The sequence below is a fragment of the Pseudomonas sp. H1h genome (assembly GCF_000633255.1).
Lineage (GTDB): Bacteria > Pseudomonadota > Gammaproteobacteria > Pseudomonadales > Pseudomonadaceae > Aquipseudomonas.
Window position 1 is genome coordinate 257229 of record NZ_AYMJ01000008.1, and the last position, 18922, is coordinate 276150.

Consider the following 18922-nt stretch of genomic DNA (forward strand, 5'->3'; position numbering starts at 1 on the left):
GGGGCCATGTCATTGGAACTGATTTCGACCTCCTGCCTTAGCCTCATAGAGCGCTGCATCTGCTGCTTCCACCAGCTGCTGTGATTGGGTCGGGCCTCCATACTCGGCAACCGCAATGCCAATACTTACCGTCACTCGCCCGAAGGGGCTGCTGGGATGGTAAATGTTTTCTTTCAGAAGCCGATTCAAAATCATTTTTGCTACAACCGTAGCACCCACCCGATCGGTGTGGGGCATGATAATGCCCATTTCTTCTCCACCATAACGTGCGACCAAGTGCGAGACCTGCGTATTTCCATTGCAAGGGTCTCATCAAAGCAGCGTCTGTTCGCGAGTCCTGTCAACGCGTCTTTCATTGCCAGCAATTCCAGCTGTCGATTCGAAGAGACAAGTTGTTGCTGAGCAATCCGCAATTCCGCTTCCACTTCGATCCGTCTGTGAATATGCCTAATCAACATGCAGCAGATAATCGCGGTGATTACCATCAGGCTTCCCACCACTGCAAAAGACAACATTGCCTCCATACGCCAGGCAGCCAAGGCCTCACGCTTACCCAGAGCGACGGTGGTGATCAATGGTTGTTCATCGCTTTTGCGAAAAGCATAAAGCCGTTCCACACCGTCCAGGCTGGAGGTGAACGAAGCCGTTCCTATGGACTGATCCACCAGGTAGCGTACATATATCGGCGAATGCGAAAAATTACGCCCCATGTCCTCTTCGCGAAATGGATAACGAACCAAGAGTGTGCCGTCAGTGGAGGACAAACCAATGGCTCCATCTCGCCCTAGATCGATTGTTCCAAAAAGCTTTAGAAAATTTTCAACGCCTAAAGTCACTGCCACCACGCCAGCGAAGTGACCGTGAGCGTCGTTGAAACGGCGACTGACGGTAATGACCCATTCTTGATTTGAACGACTGCGAATTGGCGAACCAATAAACGTTTCACGCGATGGATCAGAGCTGTGATGAATGAAAAAAGCTCGATCGCTGCTGTCGGCCCCAGCGGGAATGGCCTTGTTCGAAGATAACAACCAATGGCCTTGCCGATCGTAAATGGTGACGCCGCTTAATTGGGGCATTAGCGGCTGTTGCCGTTCAATGAGAGCCCTCAGTCGCTGGATTTTAGCTGGCTCGCTTCCCTCCGCTTCAAGCCTCTCCACCAGACCAAGCAAAAGCAGTGAGCTCTGTCTAACAACACTTTCTGAGTAGGTGGTCAGGGCCTGCGCGAGATTCAAACCATGAGTATCAGCCTCTCGCAAGGCCCGTTCCCTCGACGCCCCCACTTTCCAGATGGTCAGTGACACAAGAGAGAGGCCGATGATGGTTAACAACAGAATAACGAGGTGGACGTCACGCTTCACATCATTTCCTTATGAAAAAGCTTGTCTGGGTAAAATAGCGTGGTCTCGGCCAATCGTCAGCATGGCAATAGAGATATTGCACGAATAATTTGATGTTTTTAAGCTGTCCGAATTTAAAGTTTTGGTTTGGTTTGAAGAACGGTTAAAGATTTCTGGTATGAAAAACTTCAACTTGATTTGCGAATTTTTAAGTGGCCTCAGTGTTAAGTCGGGAGTTCGAGCCACAATCATCGCGCGTGTATCAAGATTTTAAAACGAGTCGCGCGATATGTGTTTTTTGCGTACGTTCGGCTTTAAATGTGCGCGGTAATGCGTTGGTCAATATCACGAGTTTTCGAGCAGTGACACGCTATAATCATAATAGGAGATATAGGGCATTGAATTGTCGAGTCGAGCTTGTTCTAACCAGCTTCTGGTGCTTGAAGTATTGAAGCCCGATCTTGTAGAAAGCAGGTGCTCAACTAACTTTGTCGAGATGCGATAGCTTCCACACCCATAATTGCAGTGAGTCTCGACCCATTTATTTGACTTTACTTGCATAACTGCATCGGCGTTACAAACTAGACATTTCATATTTGCCCTCCGTGGTTCCTGTGCAGTGTAGTAGACAAACGGGAGGGCGAGCGGTCTAGAGCTCTACAGCGATGCTCGCGTCAAGAGGATTATTCGTCTACCTCCATAAGCTGGAAAATGGCACTGTCGCTTTCACGAATGAGCAGCCCATCCCTGAAACGAGCATTCTTACTGCCGTTGTAGCGAAAAAATTTCCCGTCGAACGTACCAGTTACGGTTGAAAGATCCGGCCCTTCGCCACGCTCCCAAGCATCGTAGGGCCAGTCGTAGTATTGCCCTGCGATTATGCGACCGATAGGAACATGCCCTGACATCACATCGTAGGTTGCGCGTTTTTTGTAGCTAAATGGCATTGAAAACTTCCTGAGATTAGAACAAATGCAGGGATCGAGATAATTTCTCAAGCATGCCATGCGTTTGTACGAGCCGCGACTCATGTTAGGTAGCGCGCTGCTTTCCTTGCCGATCATAGACAACAGTGGCTTTGGGTTGAGCCAGTTCTCCGATGTGCCTTCCAGGCACAATCGTTTTGTCGGTCTAGAGTTGAAGGGCCTCATCTGTTTGGTGAGGTAATTCAGTGTCAAAAACAGACAGACGAGGTAATAACATGACCACCCAAAATGGAATGCTAGACCCAGACGATGCTGTCATTTTGCTCATCGACCACCAAAGCGGTTTATTTAACACTGTACGAGATGTGCCCATCCCCGATCTTCGTAATTACGTGATAGCGATCGCAAAAACGGCGACGCTGTTGAACATTCCAGTGATCATCACAGCGTCGGTACCTGACGGGCCGAACGGCCCGCTGATCCCAGAGATCCATCAGCATGCTCCTCACGCGGTGTATGTACCGCGGACAGGCCAAATCAACACGTGGGACAATCCTCTATTTGTTGAGGCGGTTGAGAAGACTGGTCGAAAGACACTCATCATCGCTGGCACGCTTACAAGCGTTTGCATGGCCTTTCCTGCAGTCAGCGCGGTTCAAGCGGGTTACAAAGCATATTGTGTTTGACGCTTCTGGGAATTGGAGCAAGCTGGCAACCGACACCACGATCGCCCGCGTCGTTCAGGCCGGGGCGATTCCCACTGATACGTTTGCCATCGTGGCTGAATTGATGCAGAAATGGAACCGGGCCGAAGGTTCGCGTTTCGCTGAAATCCTCGCTGATCATGTATGCCCGGAATACAAGTGCCTGATGGAAAGCTTTGGTAAAGCGCAGGCGGTGGTGAAAGAGGTCGCAGATACTCACTTGGACAAATACCAGTAAAAATTGCTTCCGTTGAAATACCGGGACGGCTTATCTAAAGAATGTTCGGATAGCGGGGCGCTTCGGCGCCCTTTTTAGCTTCGTGATGACATTGATGAGACTGGGCAGTAGAGGTGTCCTCCTCGCTGGTCGCTTCAGGGACGAGCTGTTTGGGCTGCGACCAGCGAGGTGAACGATGAAATCTTAGCTCACACCATAGAATTGCGCTTTACACACCTAGCCCCCAATTCATGCCGCTGAAGTGAGCCGCTTCTGAAAAATGTCGAGACATTGCTTACCGCTGCAGATCATTCATATCTGATTCAAGCTTGGGTGACTGAGTGGGATCAGCGACGGCCATTGGCTGTTCTGCTGCGACAGAGTCAAGATTGACCTGCTCATCCTTCCCGAGGGAGCTGTATCGTTCTCGCAGCTTGCGCAAATCTCTTGAGCCCATTTGTTCCAGGCATAGAGCCGCGTTTTGCGCGTCCTTGGTGGCGCGTATCAGTTCGTCAATCTTGAGATGCAAAATGTCGTTGTCGCGGTTTTGGGTGTTCTGAATGAGGAACACCATCAGGAAGGTAATGATGGTTGTAGAGGTATTGATGATGAGTTGCCAGGTGTCGTTGTAATGGAAGTAGGGCCCGGTCAGCCCCCAAACGACTATCAAGGCCATTGCTGCAAGGAATGTTTTTGAGCTGCCAGCCCAGTTCGACAGGGCTTGGCAGAAACGTGCGAATTTCATGGTTGCGAACTCTATTGATTGGTATGAGGTAGACCATCTGCAACGCCTGAAATTCTTTCTTACAATTTAACTCTTCGTCGGATTCCCTTCAGCGCAATCAGTTGCAACGAATTTTGCATAAAACTGTGCTTTTTGAGTCATTACACCACTCGGCGATTCGCCTGACGAATTTCGCCCCAAGGGCTCCCCGGGTGACGCAGTAATTTACGCTCATCAACCATGTTGAACTCTCTCATTACCTGACCCGTCCTCTGCTTTGAGGGGCTCAGGGCATTTTTGCTGCGCAGTCCCGTCGACGTTTTCAACAGAAAGCGAGGGACAACATGAATACTTCAGATAGTACGGCTGGGGCTCCATCAGCTACCCCGGATGATGGGAAGTCTCAGGATTTTCAACATTTGAAGGACGATGTGGCCGAAGCGCTGGGTGGCGCAAGGCAGCATGCAGATGAGCAATTCGGACAGTACCGCGACACTGCCGCCGATCAGATTGAGGCCTTAGCCCAAGGTGCAAAAAGCTTTGTTTCCGAAATCGAGGACAAGGACACCTTTGGCATGTCCGATTATTTAACAGACATGGCGGAATCCATGACCGGCTTGGCGGGAAACCTGCGGGGAAAAAGTGCTGAACAGTTGCTACACGATGCAGCTGACCTGGCGCGAAACAATCCCGGATTATTTATTGCTGGCAGCATCGCCTTAGGCTTCGGCTTGTCGCGGTTTTTAAAGGCGGGCAATTCCGTCGCTGCGACTGTCCCTGCGAGTCAAGATCCTGCAGCGGGCACCTCGACACCGCCCACAACGGGATTTGGTGCTCACCGACCTTTCGAGACGTCCTCTCCATCGTCATCTGATCCGCAGCCTGGATTGGCTACCGGTATTACACCGAGCTCGCCAGGCGAATCGGATCATCCCACGGACTTTGCCGGGTCAACGACATCGGGTTCGCAAAACACGAAAGGAGAGTTGTGATGAACAGAGACGATTCAGAACTGCCGGGCTCAAGGCCGTTGACTCAGCCCGAAGATGCGTCCGTCGTTGGACTGCTGCGTCAATTATCCCGAGAAGTGCCCGCTTTGTTCACCAAGGAACTCGCTCTTGCCAAGGTCGAGCTTCAATCCAGCCTCAACACGTTGAAAGCTGGAATCGCTGCAGTAGCGGGAGGAGCCATTGTGTTCCTGGCGGGCTTCATCATCCTGCTGATGTCGGCAGTTTACGGTTTGAGCTTGTTCATGGCGCCGTGGTTGGCTGCTCTCATTGTCGGTGTTGTCGTGATGATCATCGGCTTTGCGATGCTGCAGTCAGGTAAAAAACAATTCGAGCCGTCACACTTCAAGCCTGACCGGACGCTGGACGCCTTGAATAAAGATCAGGAAGCGCTGCGGAGGAAAGTCTCATGAAAAGCGATCTGGAAATCGAATCCGAAAAAAGCCCTGAACAGATTGAGCGCGAAATTGATGCGCAGCGTGAAAGCATCGGCAATATCGTCGATAAGCTCGAAAGCAAATTCACACTCGGTCAGATGATTGATCAGGCGTGGGGCATGATGCAAAACAACGGCTCGACGTTCATCACGAACCTCGGCACCAGTGTTCGCAATAACCCAGTTCCTGCAGTACTGACTTCAATTGGGTTGCTGTGGATGATGATGAGTCAGAATCGCCCACCAGTTGCTCAACCGGTATATCGCACCGGGCCGGATCAGGACAGGGCTGGTGAATGGGCGGATGGCCTGGCTGAAGGGATCGACAATGTGCGCGATGGCCTTCACCACACTGCCGACTCCTTGAAAGAGGGATATCAGTCATTGAAAAGCAAGGCTAGTCAACTCGGGGACAATGTCGGCGCCGCCGGCGAAAATCTCAGTCATGCCATGCATGACGTAGGCGACCGGTTAAATCGTACTACTCATGTGGTGGGACAGCAGTTCAACCAAGTACTCAGGGAGCAGCCATTAGTAGTCGCAGCGGCAGGTATCGCGTTGGGAGCAATGATTGGCGCGGCATTGCCCACCACCTCAACAGAGCAGCGCTACCTGGGTCGTACCAGTGCCGGCTTGGTGGATAAGGTCAAGAAGCAAGCACAAGAGGGCTACGAAGCCGTGCGCGATAGTGTCACAAAGACGACGGAACAGGACATGGGAAGGGGGATTGAAACGTCAAAAAACTCTACAACCACAGCGAGTGCGGATATTTCGCGCGGATTAGGGACTTCATAAATCTTCGCAAACGGGAGCCCTAAAAGGGGCTTCCCGTTCGTTGCATTGCTCGGATTAGCTTCTTTGGAAACGGTTGAAGCTTTCTCAAAGCAGAGTGCTTATATGGAGATGCTGGTGAAGGCCAGTCCATCGGGAATCGATTGCCACCCGTGCACGATCAAGGATGCAAGGCGGTAATCAAGCAGAAACTCTGGAAAAAGAGTAATAAAGTTTCTCTAGCAGTGGTTTCGTCGCTGGCGGTTTAATAGGTTCTATTTCTTTTTATAGCTTGTATTTAATTTACGGAGGCACCTGTTTTGCCAAGAATTTTAACTTCCAAATTGAGTGATGCCGACTTCAACGCGCGGGATGCGAAGATGTTCGGCTCGCCCAAAGAGCGCCTCGATTTCTATCGTCGAGAGATTCAATATGAGACCGCCATCCTGTCCAATCGAACAAACGCGTATCTGACTGCACAATCGTTTTTGGTGATCGCGTTTGCCTCTAGTATGGCCAACGTCAATCCAGAATGGGGCAAGTTATTTACGCTAGTGGTGCCTCCCTTCTTGGCGCTTCTGGGGCTTCTCAGTTCATTGAATGCTTGGCCCGGCATTCGCGCCGCGTATGACATCATCGATCATTGGTACTACAAGCAGAGCGAACTGCTTAGAAGTGAGCCGGTGATGGGATTAGCCTATGACGAATCGCCTCTGTTTTGTGAGCGTGAATCCAGCCATAAGGGTTACCGTCAGGCATTGCTTTTTTCAGTACGTACCCCATGGATATTTGCGGCATTTTGGGTTTTGCTAGCCGGCTGGGCAGTCTACATTCAGTTCTCTAATCCTGGCGCATGATGGGTCATAGGCCGCATCATGGAATTTGCCACTGTCCGCCGTCCTCGACGGGGACGTTTTCTAAATCGAAGGGATTGACCCCCTCCAGACAGCCTACATTGAATCCAAATTCCGCGCGGTTGGTTCCTCTCCGATGGTGCGTGTGGATACCGCAATTGCGACAGAAAAAGTGTTCAGCGATCTCCTGACCAAATTTGTACATTGTCAGCGATTCTTCGCCCTGAACAATCCGCAGATTGGAGGACGCGATAGTTGCACCCACCGCGCCTTTTCGTTTGCAGAAAGAGCAGCCGCAGTGGTGTGGCGCCGGCATGCCTTGAGGCAGGTGGATTTGCAGGACAACTGCTCCACAATGACAGCTGGCGCGATGATATTTACGGATTAGGGTGTTTCCTATGTGCTTGAGCATCTGGTTTCACCTTCTTGCCATTGAGTCTTGCTGGAAAATTTGCTCCGACCGCGCACGATTATGCGTCCGTCCACTCCAAGGCCGCTGTTTCCCGCCATTTTACGTCTGTCACGCCGAATCGTTCGGCCTGCGGCCTCGACATGACTTTTAAGGGCGGTCTACCAGGCTTAGGAATCGGGGCTAATCCGGCGTCGCAGCTTGCCCAGTGCCATGCGTCCTCATTGCGCATTTTTTTTGCGCGAATGACGAACGACTTCGCTTGACCATGAAGCTTGTAGTCGACGACAAAAAGGTCTGTTTGGCTCATGAGTTCCTCCTTACGCTCATAGGCAAATGAGTAGTTCTAGGAGAAAAAAATTCCAATGATTTTTCGTTTCGTTTCAACGTGCCTTCTGTAGGGAGGCACACGTCACGAATGGGAGAAATTTTGCCTTGCAGGCAGACCATATTTGATTCAATCCGCACGGCCCAAAGGCATGTTATACGCCGCGTAGGGTCGGCTGAGCGCTGCAGCTAAAATGCTTCGTTTCAAGGAGGATAATTCCAAAAAGTTGTCAATAATGCTTCTTTCAATTCTTGACGGACTTCTGTTCTGAACAACAATTAATGAATATTGCCTCCTAGGATGAAACGTGATGATTTCCGTGCTTGAGCTCCGACATATCATTGAATGCGGCTTCCTGCCATTGTCCTGCTCATGCACAATGAATGTGGATGGTTCGCTCATGATCAAGGTTACTGAACCTGCGTCGGGTGAGGTCGAGTTGTTGGTCACGGGTGTTTCGGCGAGGCCACTCACGTCAAGTCGAGCGATCGCCAACCTCATTGGGGAACTGCGCAGCGAAATGGCTGCTAGTAAAACCAGCTTTCAATCGAGCGAGTCCAAAATTCGAGGCTTTTGAAAACCGGAAGCTAGCGCGGTTTATCTGGGTCGTTGATATCGCAGGTCACGCTTTCTTGATCGTATTGCCCGGCTGCAACAATCTGGCAATAGCGTTAACCAATTCATCTAATGCCCATGGCTTATGCAGATAAATACAAGAAGCTGGCACAGCTTCAGGATCTATCAAGTATCCCGAGGTCAGGATGGACGCAACTGTAGGCCATCGATGTCTTACGATTTTGATAAATTCAAGCCCTTTGATCCGGCCAGGGACACCATGGTCTGCGATTATTAAGCGACAGTTTTCGGCACCCTGAAGCAGATAGGTTAGCGCGTCATCCGCATTACCAAATGAAATCGCCGTTCCTCCAATTTCCGATACGATTTCCTCCATCAAGGCTCGCAAAGTCTGATCGTCTTCTATGACGATCACCGATCCATTGATGGGTAGAATCTTTTCCCATGTGACGGTCAATTTAAGGATTTCCCAGCCGGGCGAAGAGGCCGGCGCGTGATCTGTCAGTACCTGATTGTATGCGCGTTTTATCGTCCTGTGGTTTTCAATGCATTCTGAAGGAATCTAGGTGACAGATTTGCGCTCAAAAAAGGATCCAAGGTGGTAGGAGCAAATGGATTGCCGCTCAGGGCGATTTCTAATCCGCTATAAATGAAAAAGGACAATAATTCATGGCTCGGTACCGAGCCTTCTCGTCCTTTTCCTAGCGAAAGATCTATGTAGCAAGCACCGTCGCATTACCGTCATTGACGGGCAAAACTACCTGGCTATCACCGGGTGTAAGGATGACTTTTCGACAGTCCTCTTCCTTCCTATCAAAAATTTTATATCCCTCGGCAGCCTGCTCCAGCGACAGGCGGTGACTGATGATGACTTCTGGAGAAAGACGACCTGTCTCGATGTGGTTGAGTAACTCAGGGAGGAACCGATGTACATGGGTTTGCCCCATTTTGAAGGTAAGCCCCTTGTCGAATGCGTCCCCAAACAGGAAGCCATGGATGAACCCAGAGTAGACACCCGGGACGCTCACAATGCCCCCGCGTCGAACGGCAGCAATGCATTGACGTAACGCTTTACCGCTGCTTCCCTCCAGCTTGAGAGTTGTGAGTAACGTTTCTGTAGTACTGCCTTTAGCTTCGAATCCAACGGCGTCGACCACGCCGTCAACGCCACGCATGCCTTTCGTCTGCCGAATTATCGTATCGGCGGGGTCGTCGTCTTCATCAAAGTTGATCGGAATGACGCCATAGGTTTTCTGCGCATAAGCCAAGCGATAAGGATGATGATCGACCATAAAAATTTGGTCGGCACCTAGCATTCTTGCGCAGGCTGCGCTCAACAAGCCTACCGGGCCTGCGCCATAGATTGCGATGCTGGAACCCATGCCAATGCCGGCGTTCGTTACAGCTTGATAGGCGGTTGGGAGAATGTCTGATAGGAACAGTACTTTCTCATCCGACAGCGTGCCAGGGACTTTGAAGGGCCCAGTATTGGCTTTGGGTACGCGCACGTATTCAGCCTGCCCGCCAGGTACACCACCGTACATATGGCTGAAGCCGAAGAGAGCAGCTCCTGGTGGTATCGCTTTTTTATTGATGATCGCTCCGCGCCCTGTGTTTGTTGTCTCACAGGCAGCGAAAAGATCCATCGCACAGAAAAAGCAGTTACCGCAGGCGATGACAAAAGGAATGACCACTCGATCGCCCGCTTGCACGGCGGTTACCGCTGAACCTGTTTCTTCGACGATCCCCATGAATTCATGGCCGAAGATATCGCCATGCTCGACGGTCGGAATTTTTCCTCTATAGAGATGAAGATCAGAACCGCAAATCGCTGTTGCGGTGACGCGAAGGATGATGTCGTCGCTGGCCTCGATGACCGGATCTGGAACGGTGTCGACTTTAACACTGTGCGCACCGTGATACGTGAGTGCTCTCATAACGTCCTTTCCTTACTTTAGAGGGAGTTAAGGGAAGAGGAGTTATCGGGAGCGTAAGTTCACAAGGAAGAAGGCTCAAATGACTAGCGGTCATCATGTGAGCATTACCGATATTTTAAACCTATTGGAATAAGGAGAGGTCGACTGCTGGAGTCTGTAATTCTGGTAGCCGGAGCCTACGTTTATGATCGGTGTTGTGATACCTGCCCACAATGAAGAAAGCCATATCACTGCCTGTCTATCTTCCGTCCTGTCTGCTGCTTCTCACCCTGCATTGGCGAATCGCTCGGTCGCAGTGGTGGTCGTTCTGGACGATTGCTCTGACAAGACTGGTCAGATCGTCCTGGCTCAGGGCGTCAGTAGGATCAATGTGTCTTTTAAAAATGTCGGCAGGGCGCGAGCTACTGGCGCAGATTACTTGCTGGCCGCCGGCGCGCAGTGGCTGGCTTTTACGGATGCAGACACGGTCGTTCCACAAGATTGGTTGGCTAGGCAAATCGCATTCGGAGCTGAGGCTGTTTGCGGGACAGTTGAGGTAGATAGCTGGCAAGAACATGGTGAAGCGGTTCGCTCAAAGTACATGGAGCATTACCAGTTCGTCGAAAACCATCGGCATATCCATGGCGCCAATCTTGGTCTGAGCGCCGAGGCCTATCGGAGGGCGGGCGGGTTTCAACACTTAGCTGCACACGAGGATGTCCATCTGGTCTCAGACCTTGAGAGGATTGGTGCTCACATTGTTTGGACGGCCACCAATCCAGTGGTCACCAGCGCACGCAGAAACTTCAGATGTCATGGTGGGTTTGGTGAGTACCTGGCCAACCTTGGAGTATCCCTCGGGCTACCCGTGCTTGATACGCAAGTCAGTGCCGGCATCTCTCTTTGATGATCAGAGCAAGAAGGAGAGTCAGATGGAGTACATCGATTATGTGCAATGGCCAGCCATGCTAGCGACAGTGATCTCTGCCTGGTTCATTGGTTCACAGAGAGCCTACCGGCGGATGGTAGCATTCTGGGGGTTCATCCTGAGTAATGCATTATGGGTTATTTGGGGACTTCACGCCGATGCCTACGCGTTGATCATCCTAGAATGCTTACTCTTGGGGATGAATGCCCGAGGCTTTAAAAAGAATTTCGAAGGGCATCGTCAGTCCTGAGACTGCTCCTCAACCTTACCTCTCAGGTTTTTTCTGAGCCCCCTCAGGTTCATCAGAAAAAGACAGATCTGCAGGACGATCAATGCATAGGCTCCCGCGTATATCCCCCATACCACCCAGAGTGCGTTGCTTAGACTGAAGCATACGAATCCACTCATTCGTCGTCCTGGCCGTTGTGATCCAATCAGCCATGCGGCGACCACCGTCACAACCATCGCGGGCCATTGAACCCAATCCAGATAATCCAAAACCTCCTCCCTTTACGCTTGATCAGTTGATCAATACCGCTGTTTTTTTTAGCGGATAAGTCGCTGATTTGACCAGGTATATCCAGGGCCGTGCCATATACATCATGAAAAATGTGGGGAGGGGGGAGTTAAGCGCCACTCACCTTCCAATGCTTTATGTCATCGGCAAACACCATTTGCTTCATTTCGTGTGCAATACCATAGGCGAGGGACTCATGCGCGGCGATGACTTTTTCTTCAGCTGATAAGCAATGAAAAATATCAAGTTTTGTCGCAGCGTCAGCCGTTTCGAGAGCATAGATTTGAACGTAGCGGGCAAGGTCATTATCGAGGCTCGACAGGTATTCGCGCAGCCGTTGGTGGTCGACCGAGCTTTGACTGAAATACCAATTCATCGGATGAATGAGAAACCGGGAGTGAGGAGACGTAATTCGTCTCGCAGCAGCGAGAAACATGATGATGCCCATTGACTCAATATTGCCTGCATTTATGGCACACAGTGGAACTGGAAGTGATTTTAAGAATGTATAAAGTGTGAAGCCGAAATTGGTGCTTCCCCCCGACGTGGAGAGATTGAGCAGCAAAGAGGTGGCCCCTTCATCAATGGCCTCAAGACAACAATCTCTAAAGCGCTCAGAGGTATTTTGGTCAATCTGACAATGAAAGTGAACGATATGCTCGGTCATTTGGCCTCCCGCTGCCGTAAAGCGATTTAGAGTCCTTTAAAGCGTAGTAAAAAAATTAGGAGCTTTGTCAAACGGGTATCGTAAAAAACTGACTAGGAAACGTGTCGGAAATAGCCGAATGATAAGTAGGATCAATGAACTGAATGCTGATGTCCGCTCGTCGCTCAATGTGGAACTTCGTTCAAACTTTTAAATTCACTCAAGCTCCCAATTGAACGAGCCAATGCTCGTATACCAACTGTGAGGTGACAGAAATGGCTAACTCAGGAAAGGACAAGCCCGGTAATTTTGCCAATGATCGGGAAAAAGCCTCAGAAGCAGGCAAAAAAGGAGGTCAAGCTTCCGGCGGTCAACATCCCCATACTGCCGACAAGTCCACCAGTGGTGGCCAAGGCAGCGGACGTAGCGGCAATTTTGCTGATGACCGTGAAAAGGCGTCTGAAGCAGGCAAAAAAGGTGGGGAGCATAGTGGTGGAGGACGGAAGTCTTAATGAGGTGTGATTCCATTCAAGCTCCGGCTAATAACCGGGGCTTGTTTTTCAACAGGTGCTGGTTAACGCATGAGAACGACGCACTAAAGCGATTATATTTAATTGTATTGTGTTAAGTATCTATTTGAAACTCTATATCGCCATTATCTATTCTTCGAGTATGAACAATCACGCCGGACAGCTTTCCTAATGGGGTATCTATAGTCAAGTGGCACGCTTTGTGTAGGTCGCTTGGATACGGAGCAAAAATCTGTATTTGGAAAGCGCCTGGGGTGATTGGAGTGATTACAACACCACATTCAATGCTTTTCGATATGGGGCCTAAAAAAGTGTCCCTTAGATAGCTGATGTTGGTCATGTTTATATTCATGTAATCGCTCGGCTAGGCTTTTTTTATTGTCGCTCATTTTTGCGTGCGGAATAAGCGTTCAAATTCCTTTGTGGTTTTTATAGCAAATGATGACCTAGCAAGCTAAGGATTGAGAACGCTGCCCCCGTCACGATAATTGTTAGAATGAATGCCAATGTAAGCACGAACGGTTTGTTAAGCATGCTTGCTTGCTCAGGCAGGAATTATTGTGATGAAGTATAGTTGCGTTTTTTCAAAGGTGCCATTCAAAAGCGACTGAGGGATGCATACAATGTTTGGGGCTGTCAGTAGATATAGGTATTGCTGATACGCTTTCATCCTAAGCGTGTTAGCAGTGCGCGCTGATCATCACGTAAAACCCGTGAATCAAGCCAGGCGACAAGGCACTCAGCGGACATTGGTTTTGCGAACAAATAGCCTTGGCCTTCCGTACAGCCCCATTCCTTGACTAACCTCAGAACCTCTTCTGTCTCAATACCTTCAGCTACGATGCGATAATCTAATCGATCGGCGAGCTCAATTAGAGTTTTTACGAGACGTTGGTTTTTTTCATCTTCATTCAACCGTGCGGTCAAAGACTGATCTAGTTTAACTGTCGTAGCTGGTATTTGACGTAGATATGTCCAATTGCTGTAGCCTGTACCGAAGTCATCTATGGAAATTTCCATACCTAGATTCCGTAAACGCTGCAACTGGATAGATACTTCGGCTGCATTGGTTATCAGTTCGCTTTCCGTGAATTCTATTTCTATCTTATTGGCTTCCAAACCGAAAGAGTCCAGCAAGCTTTCTGTACAATCCACAAAGGCGGAGCTTTCGAGATCACTAACCGTTATGTTCATGGCTATCCGGAAGGTTCTACCCTCCAATTGCCACGCTTTTGCCTGACGTATGACTTCGTGTAGTATCCACTCTGAAAGTGGCTGCATAAGCGCAGTTTTTTGTACGAGCGGGATGAATTCGGCAGGATTCACCAGTCCGAGAACGGGGTGCGTCCATCTCAATAATGCTTCTACACACGTACATTGCCCTGTTTTTAGATCAATTTGTGGCTGATACATGAGCCACAATTGACCACTGCACTTCAATGCATTGGATAAATAGCTCAGAAGCATAAACGCTCTTTGGTGAGCTTCGTCGAATTTACTTTCGTACCCCGCCCAGCCCGTTTTACGATCCCGAGCGTTATCAGCGGTGCTAACCACCAGCCTTAACCAGTCTTGCGTAAGTTGATTCTTGCTTTCTAACGCTAGTACACCCACTCCCACCTGCATGAGTATAGGGATGCCGTCGCACTCAATTGGCTCCTTGAAGTCCTCAACTATTGGATTGCACAACTGAGGGAGCGGATGTAAGCCAGGGGATATAAAACCAAAGCGCGTGGGGCTTACTTTGTATAAATGACAGCGCTCAGGCAAGAATTTCAACAATCGATCCTTAATGGCAAGCACCAGATCCTGAGCAAAACTGTATCCTAGTGCCTTGACCATGTCATTGAGGAATTTTGGTGTTAGTACGTCAATTGCTACAAGTTGTGAGGTTTCGCCGTTGCGCAGTACTTCTCTAATATCTTCTTCTAGTCGAAGCCTGTTGAATAATCTTGTCGGCTGATCGACAAAGTTGCGTACACGGACGCCCATTATTCGCAGCATTACAAGCTCTGCGAAATAAACAAGCATGGACTTTTCACGTTTATTCAGCGCAGACCTGGGCTTTGTATCTATGATGCACAAGCTTCCAAGACTGAGGCCATCCTCAGTCATCAATGGGGCGCCTGCGTAATACCTGATAAAGGGAGGGCCTGTCACAAGGGGATTGTCCTTGAAGCGATCATCAAGGCGAGCGTCGAGCACCTCCAAAGGCTCCTTTGTGAGGACGGAATACGCGTAAAATGAAGTTTCTCGCGGCGTCTCATTGACGTCGATACCAACACGTGCGCGAAACCACTGGCGGTGTCGTTCAACAATGGTTATCAAAGATATCGGTGCATCGAAGAACTCTGCAGTCATCGATACGACCTTATCGAAGACCTCGTCTGAGTTGCTTTCAAAGGGGCATAAATCAGCGACTTTTGCCAAGCGTATGGCTTCTTCTGCTGGTAACGGGGCGCCTTTATCCATAATTCCCTCGATTTGGCACAATCGTCACACTGTACCGAGTTTCCGTCCCTATCGCTGAATCGCGCTTTCTATGATTCTGATAGAAAATGCCTCGTGTAGTTCGAATGATCGCTCAAGGGGGAGTGAAGGTGCAGGTGCTTCCGAAAATGGCTAAACCCCTCAGCAAACCGACCATTGGTATGCAAAAAAAACGAACGTCGAAAACACTTCCTCTCTCCAACCATCATCCCTCATTAAAGCAAAAGTCAATGGGCGTGTGCGTGGACACGAACTCGTTTGCATGTAGAGGTTGCTCAGTACGAGACATTGCCATTAGATCTAAATGTAAATTCCAATAAGAAATAACGGGGGTTGTTTATATGCGTGCTGATCATAAGCGAGAAATGTTAATAGCGTGGCGGAAGCTATTCATGAGCCCGCAAATCGATCTCAGTCCCGAGGAACATTACGAAAAGCTATTAAAAATGGCTGACAGACTTGAGCATAACGGAGTTATTTCAGCTACAGAATGGCGACAACTCATCCGTGAAGCAGGTAAAGTCATTGCTGAATCAAGATAAAGCTTTAATAGCTCAAAGCTTTATTCAGCAATAAAAAAATCTGAGGCGGAGCGCGTTGCCTTGGATCATTTTTGCGAAAAATGCATGTCTTTTCATATTGCTCGGCAAAAGCGATAATACCTGCTTACTTTTTTGTCAGCATTAAGACCAAAACAACAGTATCTGAACGCCGTTCGTCGCCTCGTTGAAGCGTTCTTATTCTCACCCAGTCAAAAAAATATCAGCTCATGCGGACTGTGAGATTTTGCGGGTCTTAAAATGAACGATATTGATGATTTTAGAATTCACTCCCATGAGTTGCTTTTGGAATTAGACGCAGCTACATGTCGAATGATGATGTTAGTTTCTGCTGGCACGACTTCGGGGCCACAATGGGCAGAGGCCGTCAGGGAACAACATGAATGCTTCGAAAGATGGATCATTTTTGTGAACCAAGATAGTCACCAGATTTCTCCTTAGATATTTTCAGGCTAGGGAAAATTGCGACGGTACCATTCTGCTTTGGCGTTCTCAGCTTCTACTTTGAGACGCGCCAGTTCTTCTTCTGTAATTAATCCGATCTTCCGAAGGGCCTGGCAATAACCGAACGCAGCCGGAGTTGGATGCTAGGAGCAAGAGCTGCCCGTCAGTGAGTCACCCGACTTGTGCCATTCACAGTCAAAATTTTCACCCGCTCTCCTGTTCGAAATACTTCATTCTCTTGTACCTGTTGAACGTAAGCTCGCATGCTACCGTCATCCTCTCGGACGGTAATCTCTACCCCTTGGGTGCGCATCAACCCTTCCTCAGTCGCAGAGCCTATCAATCCGCCAGCCACCGCACCTATGACCGCTGCGACGATACTGCCGCGCCCGCCGCCAATCGCGCTACCTCCAACACCACCGACAACGGCTCCTGCACCTGCCCCAATGGGTGTTTTGGTTCCTTCAATTTTGACCGGTCTTAAGGAGTAGATCGTGCCCATTCGGACTGTTTGTGCTGCACGCGTATCCTCCCTGGAATAAGAGTCGCCACCCAGGTCTTGAGCACAGCCTCCCACGACTAACACGCTGGTTAAAACAATCGCTACGGCGGGAAAAACGGACGTCGATTTCATTTGGAGCCACTCCTATTTGATAGATTGGACACCGCCTCCTGCGGGTTGTCACTCTATCCATTAGGTTGATTAGCACCTTAAATGATGGACGTCATACTGCGCTGGCATTACAGCTTCGCTTTCTAGAGTTTTTACTCCGGCGCTAAGAGTATGGCCAAGCTCATGCTAATGAATTCTTCGTTTCGATCTATCGCTTCCAATGCTCCTCGCACGTTATCGGCTACGTCTGCTGACCCGCGCTGTTCTACCCAATTGGACAGTTCCATGACTGCAGCCTCCAATGCGATTTGATTTTCGTTAATTTTGAAAAGTAGGGACGGGAGTAAATCTGCGTTAACCATAGAGTTTCTCCAAAGAGGGAATCGGCGTGCCGATGATTTTGCGCGGCAAATGACGAGGACATACAAAGAATGGATCAGTCGCATTTCATGGGAGGTACGACTCACAGGGTCATGCCAAAGTTCTCTCTCATGCCTCTCGGCTAACCTCAATTTTGGAAGCCCGAACACGGTTTTCCTGCGGTGGTGCACTAACCTGGAGAAGAGGCCTACGAAAACCTGAGTAGGTGGGTGGAAAGCTCGACCCTTACCGTTTCCGTGGATCGTTGAGGTCTTTCGTAAGGCGAACGGGCAGCGAAAGCGTAAGCAGCTTGCTTAACAGAACGTCTGGCAGTCGGTGGCAAGGATTGACGCCCGTTTGGCTAGTGGGTGAGGCAATAATAATTAAGCAAATCTTGATGAAACGGCAGCAAACTTTCGCGGTGAGAATCAGAATAATGGATTCGCAAACCGAAGGAGTCGAGAGGCAAAACAGTTGTTCATGGATGAGAATCCTGAACGTGATTGCGACTTGTTTGTGCTGAAAACGTCATCTTCCTGAACTTCAGCTCGCTTTTACCAGTCGAGAATAACTTGACCACGTCAACACGAACACGATGTCTGTTGATAATTCATGGCGAACGGCCAGCCTGGGAAAAGGACAAACGTAAAGGGAGGCATCAATGACCTGTCTAATCTGCGTGGGAGTCGCGGAACGTATCCAGTGCGCTGGCCCTTGGGAAGAAAGGAACTGTCCTGACTGTGGGCACTACCGGGTATCGGACGAGCTTCTGTTGGCTTTGATGGAGCAAGGGCAGATCTTCGATATCGGTAGAACAAGGCGTTGGCTTAAGGAAAGGCGAGTTGAAGATTTCGCCCCCTTGATCCAAGCGGACGAAGCTTTACTTGCGCTATGAATGGAAAGCGACATGACGCACCGATTTTTTGTCCTCCCCAATATCATTTTTACCAAATTATGCTTTCTGTCAGTGGTAGGGTTTAAGACCTTTTCTTTGAGCATCTGCAGGGAATGCGCGAATTCCTCCAATCTCCAACGTGCACATTCCGGGAAGTCGGCTAAATACCCCGTCTGATTGGATGAGCAAGATGTTCCGATCAGAAAAATTGAACGGCTCCTTGGTGGGTTCGCCTAATGATCAGCTAGTGGAAAAAACCACAGCCAATGTGCCAAGACCGGCATGCTCCGAGAGGTGGTCAACGTGGCTAAAGATGACAAAAAAAGCAAAGGGGATGACTCGAAAGCCAGCAAGGACTTGAAAGACAAAAAGTCATCATCCGCAAAGAAATCAGCTGCAGCTTCGACTCTTTCGAAATCTTCCGACAAGAAAGACAAGAAAAAAGATGCCGAGCCAAAGAAGTCGGCAAAAAAAGCTGATAGCAAGCCAGAGAAGGCGAAGAAATCAGACAAGTCTGCTAAGACGGCGAAAAAGAAATAGTGATGCTTGCAGACTGCTAGGGCTTTGCGCCCTAGCTCTCTGTATCGTGATGAGTCAACTCTCTGCTTCTGCAATGGCCGTCTATCCCAGGAATCACTAAGGAAATGGCCTGGACTTCAAGCTGTTACGCAAAAGACCGCCTTTAAAGACCACACTCTCTGGGATGAGCACGAAGTGACTTACCCAGCTCG

Annotated in this window: 21 protein-coding genes and 2 pseudogenes; 11 read left to right on the forward strand and 12 right to left on the reverse strand. The window is 49.5% G+C overall.

Annotation, left to right across the window (positions count from 1 at the left end):
* Positions 1 to 9: 9 nt before the first annotated feature.
* Positions 10 to 1361 (reverse strand): annotated as a pseudogene (locus U862_RS0107125) (diguanylate cyclase).
* A gap of 662 nt (positions 1362 to 2023) precedes the next feature.
* Positions 2024 to 2287: a hypothetical protein gene (locus U862_RS0107130; RefSeq protein ID WP_025109745.1), complete on the reverse strand. Its 264-nt coding sequence runs from the start codon at positions 2285 to 2287 to the stop codon at positions 2024 to 2026.
* A 254-nt stretch (positions 2288 to 2541) separates the two neighbouring features.
* Here U862_RS0107130 and U862_RS0107135 point away from each other — a divergent pair.
* Positions 2542 to 3208 (forward strand): annotated as a pseudogene (locus U862_RS0107135) (isochorismatase family protein).
* Between the two features lie 274 nt (positions 3209 to 3482).
* Here the strand turns inward: U862_RS0107135 and U862_RS0107140 are convergent.
* Positions 3483 to 3932, reverse strand: coding sequence for a low affinity iron permease family protein (locus tag U862_RS0107140; protein ID WP_025109746.1), 450 nt, complete (start codon positions 3930 to 3932; stop codon positions 3483 to 3485).
* A 323-nt stretch (positions 3933 to 4255) separates the two neighbouring features.
* Between U862_RS0107140 and U862_RS0107145 the strand changes: the two genes are divergently transcribed.
* From U862_RS0107145 to U862_RS0107160, 4 genes are all read left to right on the forward strand, one after another.
* Positions 4256 to 4903 carry a hypothetical protein gene (locus U862_RS0107145; protein WP_025109747.1) on the forward strand — a complete coding sequence of 216 codons (648 nt, stop codon included), beginning with the start codon at positions 4256 to 4258 and terminating at the stop codon, positions 4901 to 4903.
* Entirely contained in the window at positions 4903 to 5331 is a 429-nt protein-coding gene (locus U862_RS0107150) for a phage holin family protein (RefSeq protein WP_025109748.1), read from the forward strand. Before U862_RS0107145 ends, U862_RS0107150 begins: the two co-directional genes overlap by 1 nt.
* The gene (locus U862_RS0107155) at positions 5328 to 6149 is read left to right on the forward strand and encodes a DUF3618 domain-containing protein (protein ID WP_025109749.1); all 822 of its coding nucleotides are present in this window, start codon (positions 5328 to 5330) and stop codon (positions 6147 to 6149) included. Before U862_RS0107150 ends, U862_RS0107155 begins: the two co-directional genes overlap by 4 nt.
* 296 nt (positions 6150 to 6445) lie before the next feature.
* Positions 6446 to 6982 (forward strand): hypothetical protein, encoded by a 537-nt coding sequence (locus tag U862_RS0107160; RefSeq protein ID WP_025109750.1) that lies wholly within the window; start codon positions 6446 to 6448, stop codon positions 6980 to 6982.
* A 16-nt stretch (positions 6983 to 6998) separates the two neighbouring features.
* Here the strand turns inward: U862_RS0107160 and U862_RS29440 are convergent, their stop codons facing one another.
* Both U862_RS29440 and U862_RS0107165 read right to left on the reverse strand, forming a co-directional pair.
* Positions 6999 to 7391 carry a GFA family protein gene (locus U862_RS29440; protein WP_081794854.1) on the reverse strand — a complete coding sequence of 131 codons (393 nt, stop codon included), beginning with the start codon at positions 7389 to 7391 and terminating at the stop codon, positions 6999 to 7001.
* Between the two features lie 58 nt (positions 7392 to 7449).
* Positions 7450 to 7698 carry a DUF6555 family protein gene (locus U862_RS0107165; protein ID WP_025109751.1) on the reverse strand — a complete coding sequence of 83 codons (249 nt, stop codon included), beginning with the start codon at positions 7696 to 7698 and terminating at the stop codon, positions 7450 to 7452.
* Positions 7699 to 8026: 328 nt separating this feature from the next.
* Between U862_RS0107165 and U862_RS0107170 the strand changes: the two genes are divergently transcribed.
* Positions 8027 to 8293, forward strand: a complete 267-nt coding sequence (locus tag U862_RS0107170) for a DUF1652 domain-containing protein (protein ID WP_025109752.1) — start codon at positions 8027 to 8029, stop codon at positions 8291 to 8293.
* A 45-nt stretch (positions 8294 to 8338) separates the two neighbouring features.
* On the opposite strand, the gene U862_RS0107175 is transcribed toward U862_RS0107170, so the two are convergent.
* Together U862_RS0107175 and U862_RS0107180 are read right to left on the reverse strand one after the other, a co-directional pair.
* The gene (locus U862_RS0107175) at positions 8339 to 8749 is read right to left on the reverse strand and encodes a response regulator (RefSeq protein ID WP_025109753.1); all 411 of its coding nucleotides are present in this window, start codon (positions 8747 to 8749) and stop codon (positions 8339 to 8341) included.
* A 256-nt stretch (positions 8750 to 9005) separates the two neighbouring features.
* Complete coding sequence (locus tag U862_RS0107180; RefSeq protein ID WP_025109754.1) at positions 9006 to 10229, reverse strand: zinc-dependent alcohol dehydrogenase; 1224 nt, start codon at positions 10227 to 10229, stop codon at positions 9006 to 9008.
* Positions 10230 to 10413: 184 nt separating this feature from the next.
* Between U862_RS0107180 and U862_RS0107185 the strand changes: the two genes are divergently transcribed.
* Together U862_RS0107185 and U862_RS0107190 are read left to right on the forward strand one after the other, a co-directional pair.
* On the forward strand, positions 10414 to 11115 hold the full coding sequence (locus tag U862_RS0107185; RefSeq protein ID WP_025109755.1) for a glycosyltransferase family 2 protein: 702 nt from the start codon (positions 10414 to 10416) through the stop codon (positions 11113 to 11115).
* A gap of 25 nt (positions 11116 to 11140) precedes the next feature.
* Complete coding sequence (locus tag U862_RS0107190) at positions 11141 to 11386, forward strand: hypothetical protein (protein ID WP_025109756.1); 246 nt, start codon at positions 11141 to 11143, stop codon at positions 11384 to 11386.
* Here the strand turns inward: U862_RS0107190 and U862_RS0107195 are convergent.
* Together U862_RS0107195 and U862_RS0107200 are read right to left on the reverse strand one after the other, a co-directional pair.
* Positions 11377 to 11634: a YgjV family protein gene (locus tag U862_RS0107195; protein WP_025109757.1), complete on the reverse strand. Its 258-nt coding sequence runs from the start codon at positions 11632 to 11634 to the stop codon at positions 11377 to 11379. The genes U862_RS0107190 and U862_RS0107195 overlap by 10 nt on opposite strands.
* A gap of 128 nt (positions 11635 to 11762) precedes the next feature.
* A complete protein-coding gene (locus tag U862_RS0107200) occupies positions 11763 to 12320 on the reverse strand; it encodes an ATP-dependent Clp protease proteolytic subunit (protein ID WP_025109758.1) in 558 nt (185 codons plus the stop codon).
* A gap of 254 nt (positions 12321 to 12574) precedes the next feature.
* Here U862_RS0107200 and U862_RS0107205 point away from each other — a divergent pair, with 254 nt between their 5' ends.
* Positions 12575 to 12811 (forward strand): general stress protein, encoded by a 237-nt coding sequence (locus U862_RS0107205; protein ID WP_081794855.1) that lies wholly within the window; start codon positions 12575 to 12577, stop codon positions 12809 to 12811.
* A 684-nt stretch (positions 12812 to 13495) separates the two neighbouring features.
* Here U862_RS0107205 and U862_RS0107210 read toward each other — a convergent pair.
* Positions 13496 to 15301 (reverse strand): GGDEF and EAL domain-containing protein, encoded by a 1806-nt coding sequence (locus U862_RS0107210; RefSeq protein WP_025109760.1) that lies wholly within the window; start codon positions 15299 to 15301, stop codon positions 13496 to 13498.
* 410 nt (positions 15302 to 15711) lie between these two features.
* On the opposite strand from U862_RS0107210, the gene U862_RS29445 reads away from it, so the two are divergent.
* Positions 15712 to 15861 carry a hypothetical protein gene (locus U862_RS29445; protein WP_256214634.1) on the forward strand — a complete coding sequence of 50 codons (150 nt, stop codon included), beginning with the start codon at positions 15712 to 15714 and terminating at the stop codon, positions 15859 to 15861.
* A gap of 625 nt (positions 15862 to 16486) precedes the next feature.
* Here the strand turns inward: U862_RS29445 and U862_RS0107215 are convergent.
* Together U862_RS0107215 and U862_RS31070 are read right to left on the reverse strand one after the other, a co-directional pair.
* Positions 16487 to 16957 (reverse strand): glycine zipper 2TM domain-containing protein, encoded by a 471-nt coding sequence (locus U862_RS0107215; RefSeq protein ID WP_025109761.1) that lies wholly within the window; start codon positions 16955 to 16957, stop codon positions 16487 to 16489.
* A 131-nt stretch (positions 16958 to 17088) separates the two neighbouring features.
* Complete coding sequence (locus U862_RS31070; protein WP_025109762.1) at positions 17089 to 17298, reverse strand: hypothetical protein; 210 nt, start codon at positions 17296 to 17298, stop codon at positions 17089 to 17091.
* 1196 nt (positions 17299 to 18494) lie between these two features.
* Between U862_RS31070 and U862_RS0107230 the strand changes: the two genes are divergently transcribed.
* Entirely contained in the window at positions 18495 to 18731 is a 237-nt protein-coding gene (locus U862_RS0107230) for a hypothetical protein (protein WP_256214635.1), read from the forward strand.
* Positions 18732 to 18922: the final 191 nt, after the last annotated feature.

Excerpts from the sequence above, each read along its gene's own strand:
- U862_RS0107155 (WP_025109749.1), top strand. The coding sequence starts at position 5,328 with ATGAAAAGCGATCTGGAAATCGAATCCGAAAAAAGCCCTGAACAGATT.
- U862_RS0107200 (WP_025109758.1), bottom strand. The coding sequence starts at position 12,320 with ATGACCGAGCATATCGTTCACTTTCATTGTCAGATTGACCAAAATACC.
- U862_RS0107185 (WP_025109755.1), top strand. The coding sequence starts at position 10,414 with ATGATCGGTGTTGTGATACCTGCCCACAATGAAGAAAGCCATATCACT.
- U862_RS0107170 (WP_025109752.1), top strand. The coding sequence starts at position 8,027 with ATGATTTCCGTGCTTGAGCTCCGACATATCATTGAATGCGGCTTCCTG.
- U862_RS0107205 (WP_081794855.1), top strand. The coding sequence starts at position 12,575 with ATGGCTAACTCAGGAAAGGACAAGCCCGGTAATTTTGCCAATGATCGG.
- U862_RS29440 (WP_081794854.1), bottom strand. The coding sequence starts at position 7,391 with ATGCTCAAGCACATAGGAAACACCCTAATCCGTAAATATCATCGCGCC.
- U862_RS0107215 (WP_025109761.1), bottom strand. The coding sequence starts at position 16,957 with ATGAAATCGACGTCCGTTTTTCCCGCCGTAGCGATTGTTTTAACCAGC.
- U862_RS0107140 (WP_025109746.1), bottom strand. The coding sequence starts at position 3,932 with ATGAAATTCGCACGTTTCTGCCAAGCCCTGTCGAACTGGGCTGGCAGC.
- U862_RS29445 (WP_256214634.1), top strand. The coding sequence starts at position 15,712 with ATGAGCCCGCAAATCGATCTCAGTCCCGAGGAACATTACGAAAAGCTA.
- U862_RS0107190 (WP_025109756.1), top strand. The coding sequence starts at position 11,141 with ATGGAGTACATCGATTATGTGCAATGGCCAGCCATGCTAGCGACAGTG.
- U862_RS0107180 (WP_025109754.1), bottom strand. The coding sequence starts at position 10,229 with ATGAGAGCACTCACGTATCACGGTGCGCACAGTGTTAAAGTCGACACC.
- U862_RS0107130 (WP_025109745.1), bottom strand. The coding sequence starts at position 2,287 with ATGCCATTTAGCTACAAAAAACGCGCAACCTACGATGTGATGTCAGGG.
- U862_RS0107210 (WP_025109760.1), bottom strand. The coding sequence starts at position 15,301 with ATGGATAAAGGCGCCCCGTTACCAGCAGAAGAAGCCATACGCTTGGCA.
- U862_RS31070 (WP_025109762.1), bottom strand. The coding sequence starts at position 17,298 with ATGGTTAACGCAGATTTACTCCCGTCCCTACTTTTCAAAATTAACGAA.
- U862_RS0107145 (WP_025109747.1), top strand. The coding sequence starts at position 4,256 with ATGAATACTTCAGATAGTACGGCTGGGGCTCCATCAGCTACCCCGGAT.
- U862_RS0107150 (WP_025109748.1), top strand. The coding sequence starts at position 4,903 with ATGAACAGAGACGATTCAGAACTGCCGGGCTCAAGGCCGTTGACTCAG.
- U862_RS0107165 (WP_025109751.1), bottom strand. The coding sequence starts at position 7,698 with ATGAGCCAAACAGACCTTTTTGTCGTCGACTACAAGCTTCATGGTCAA.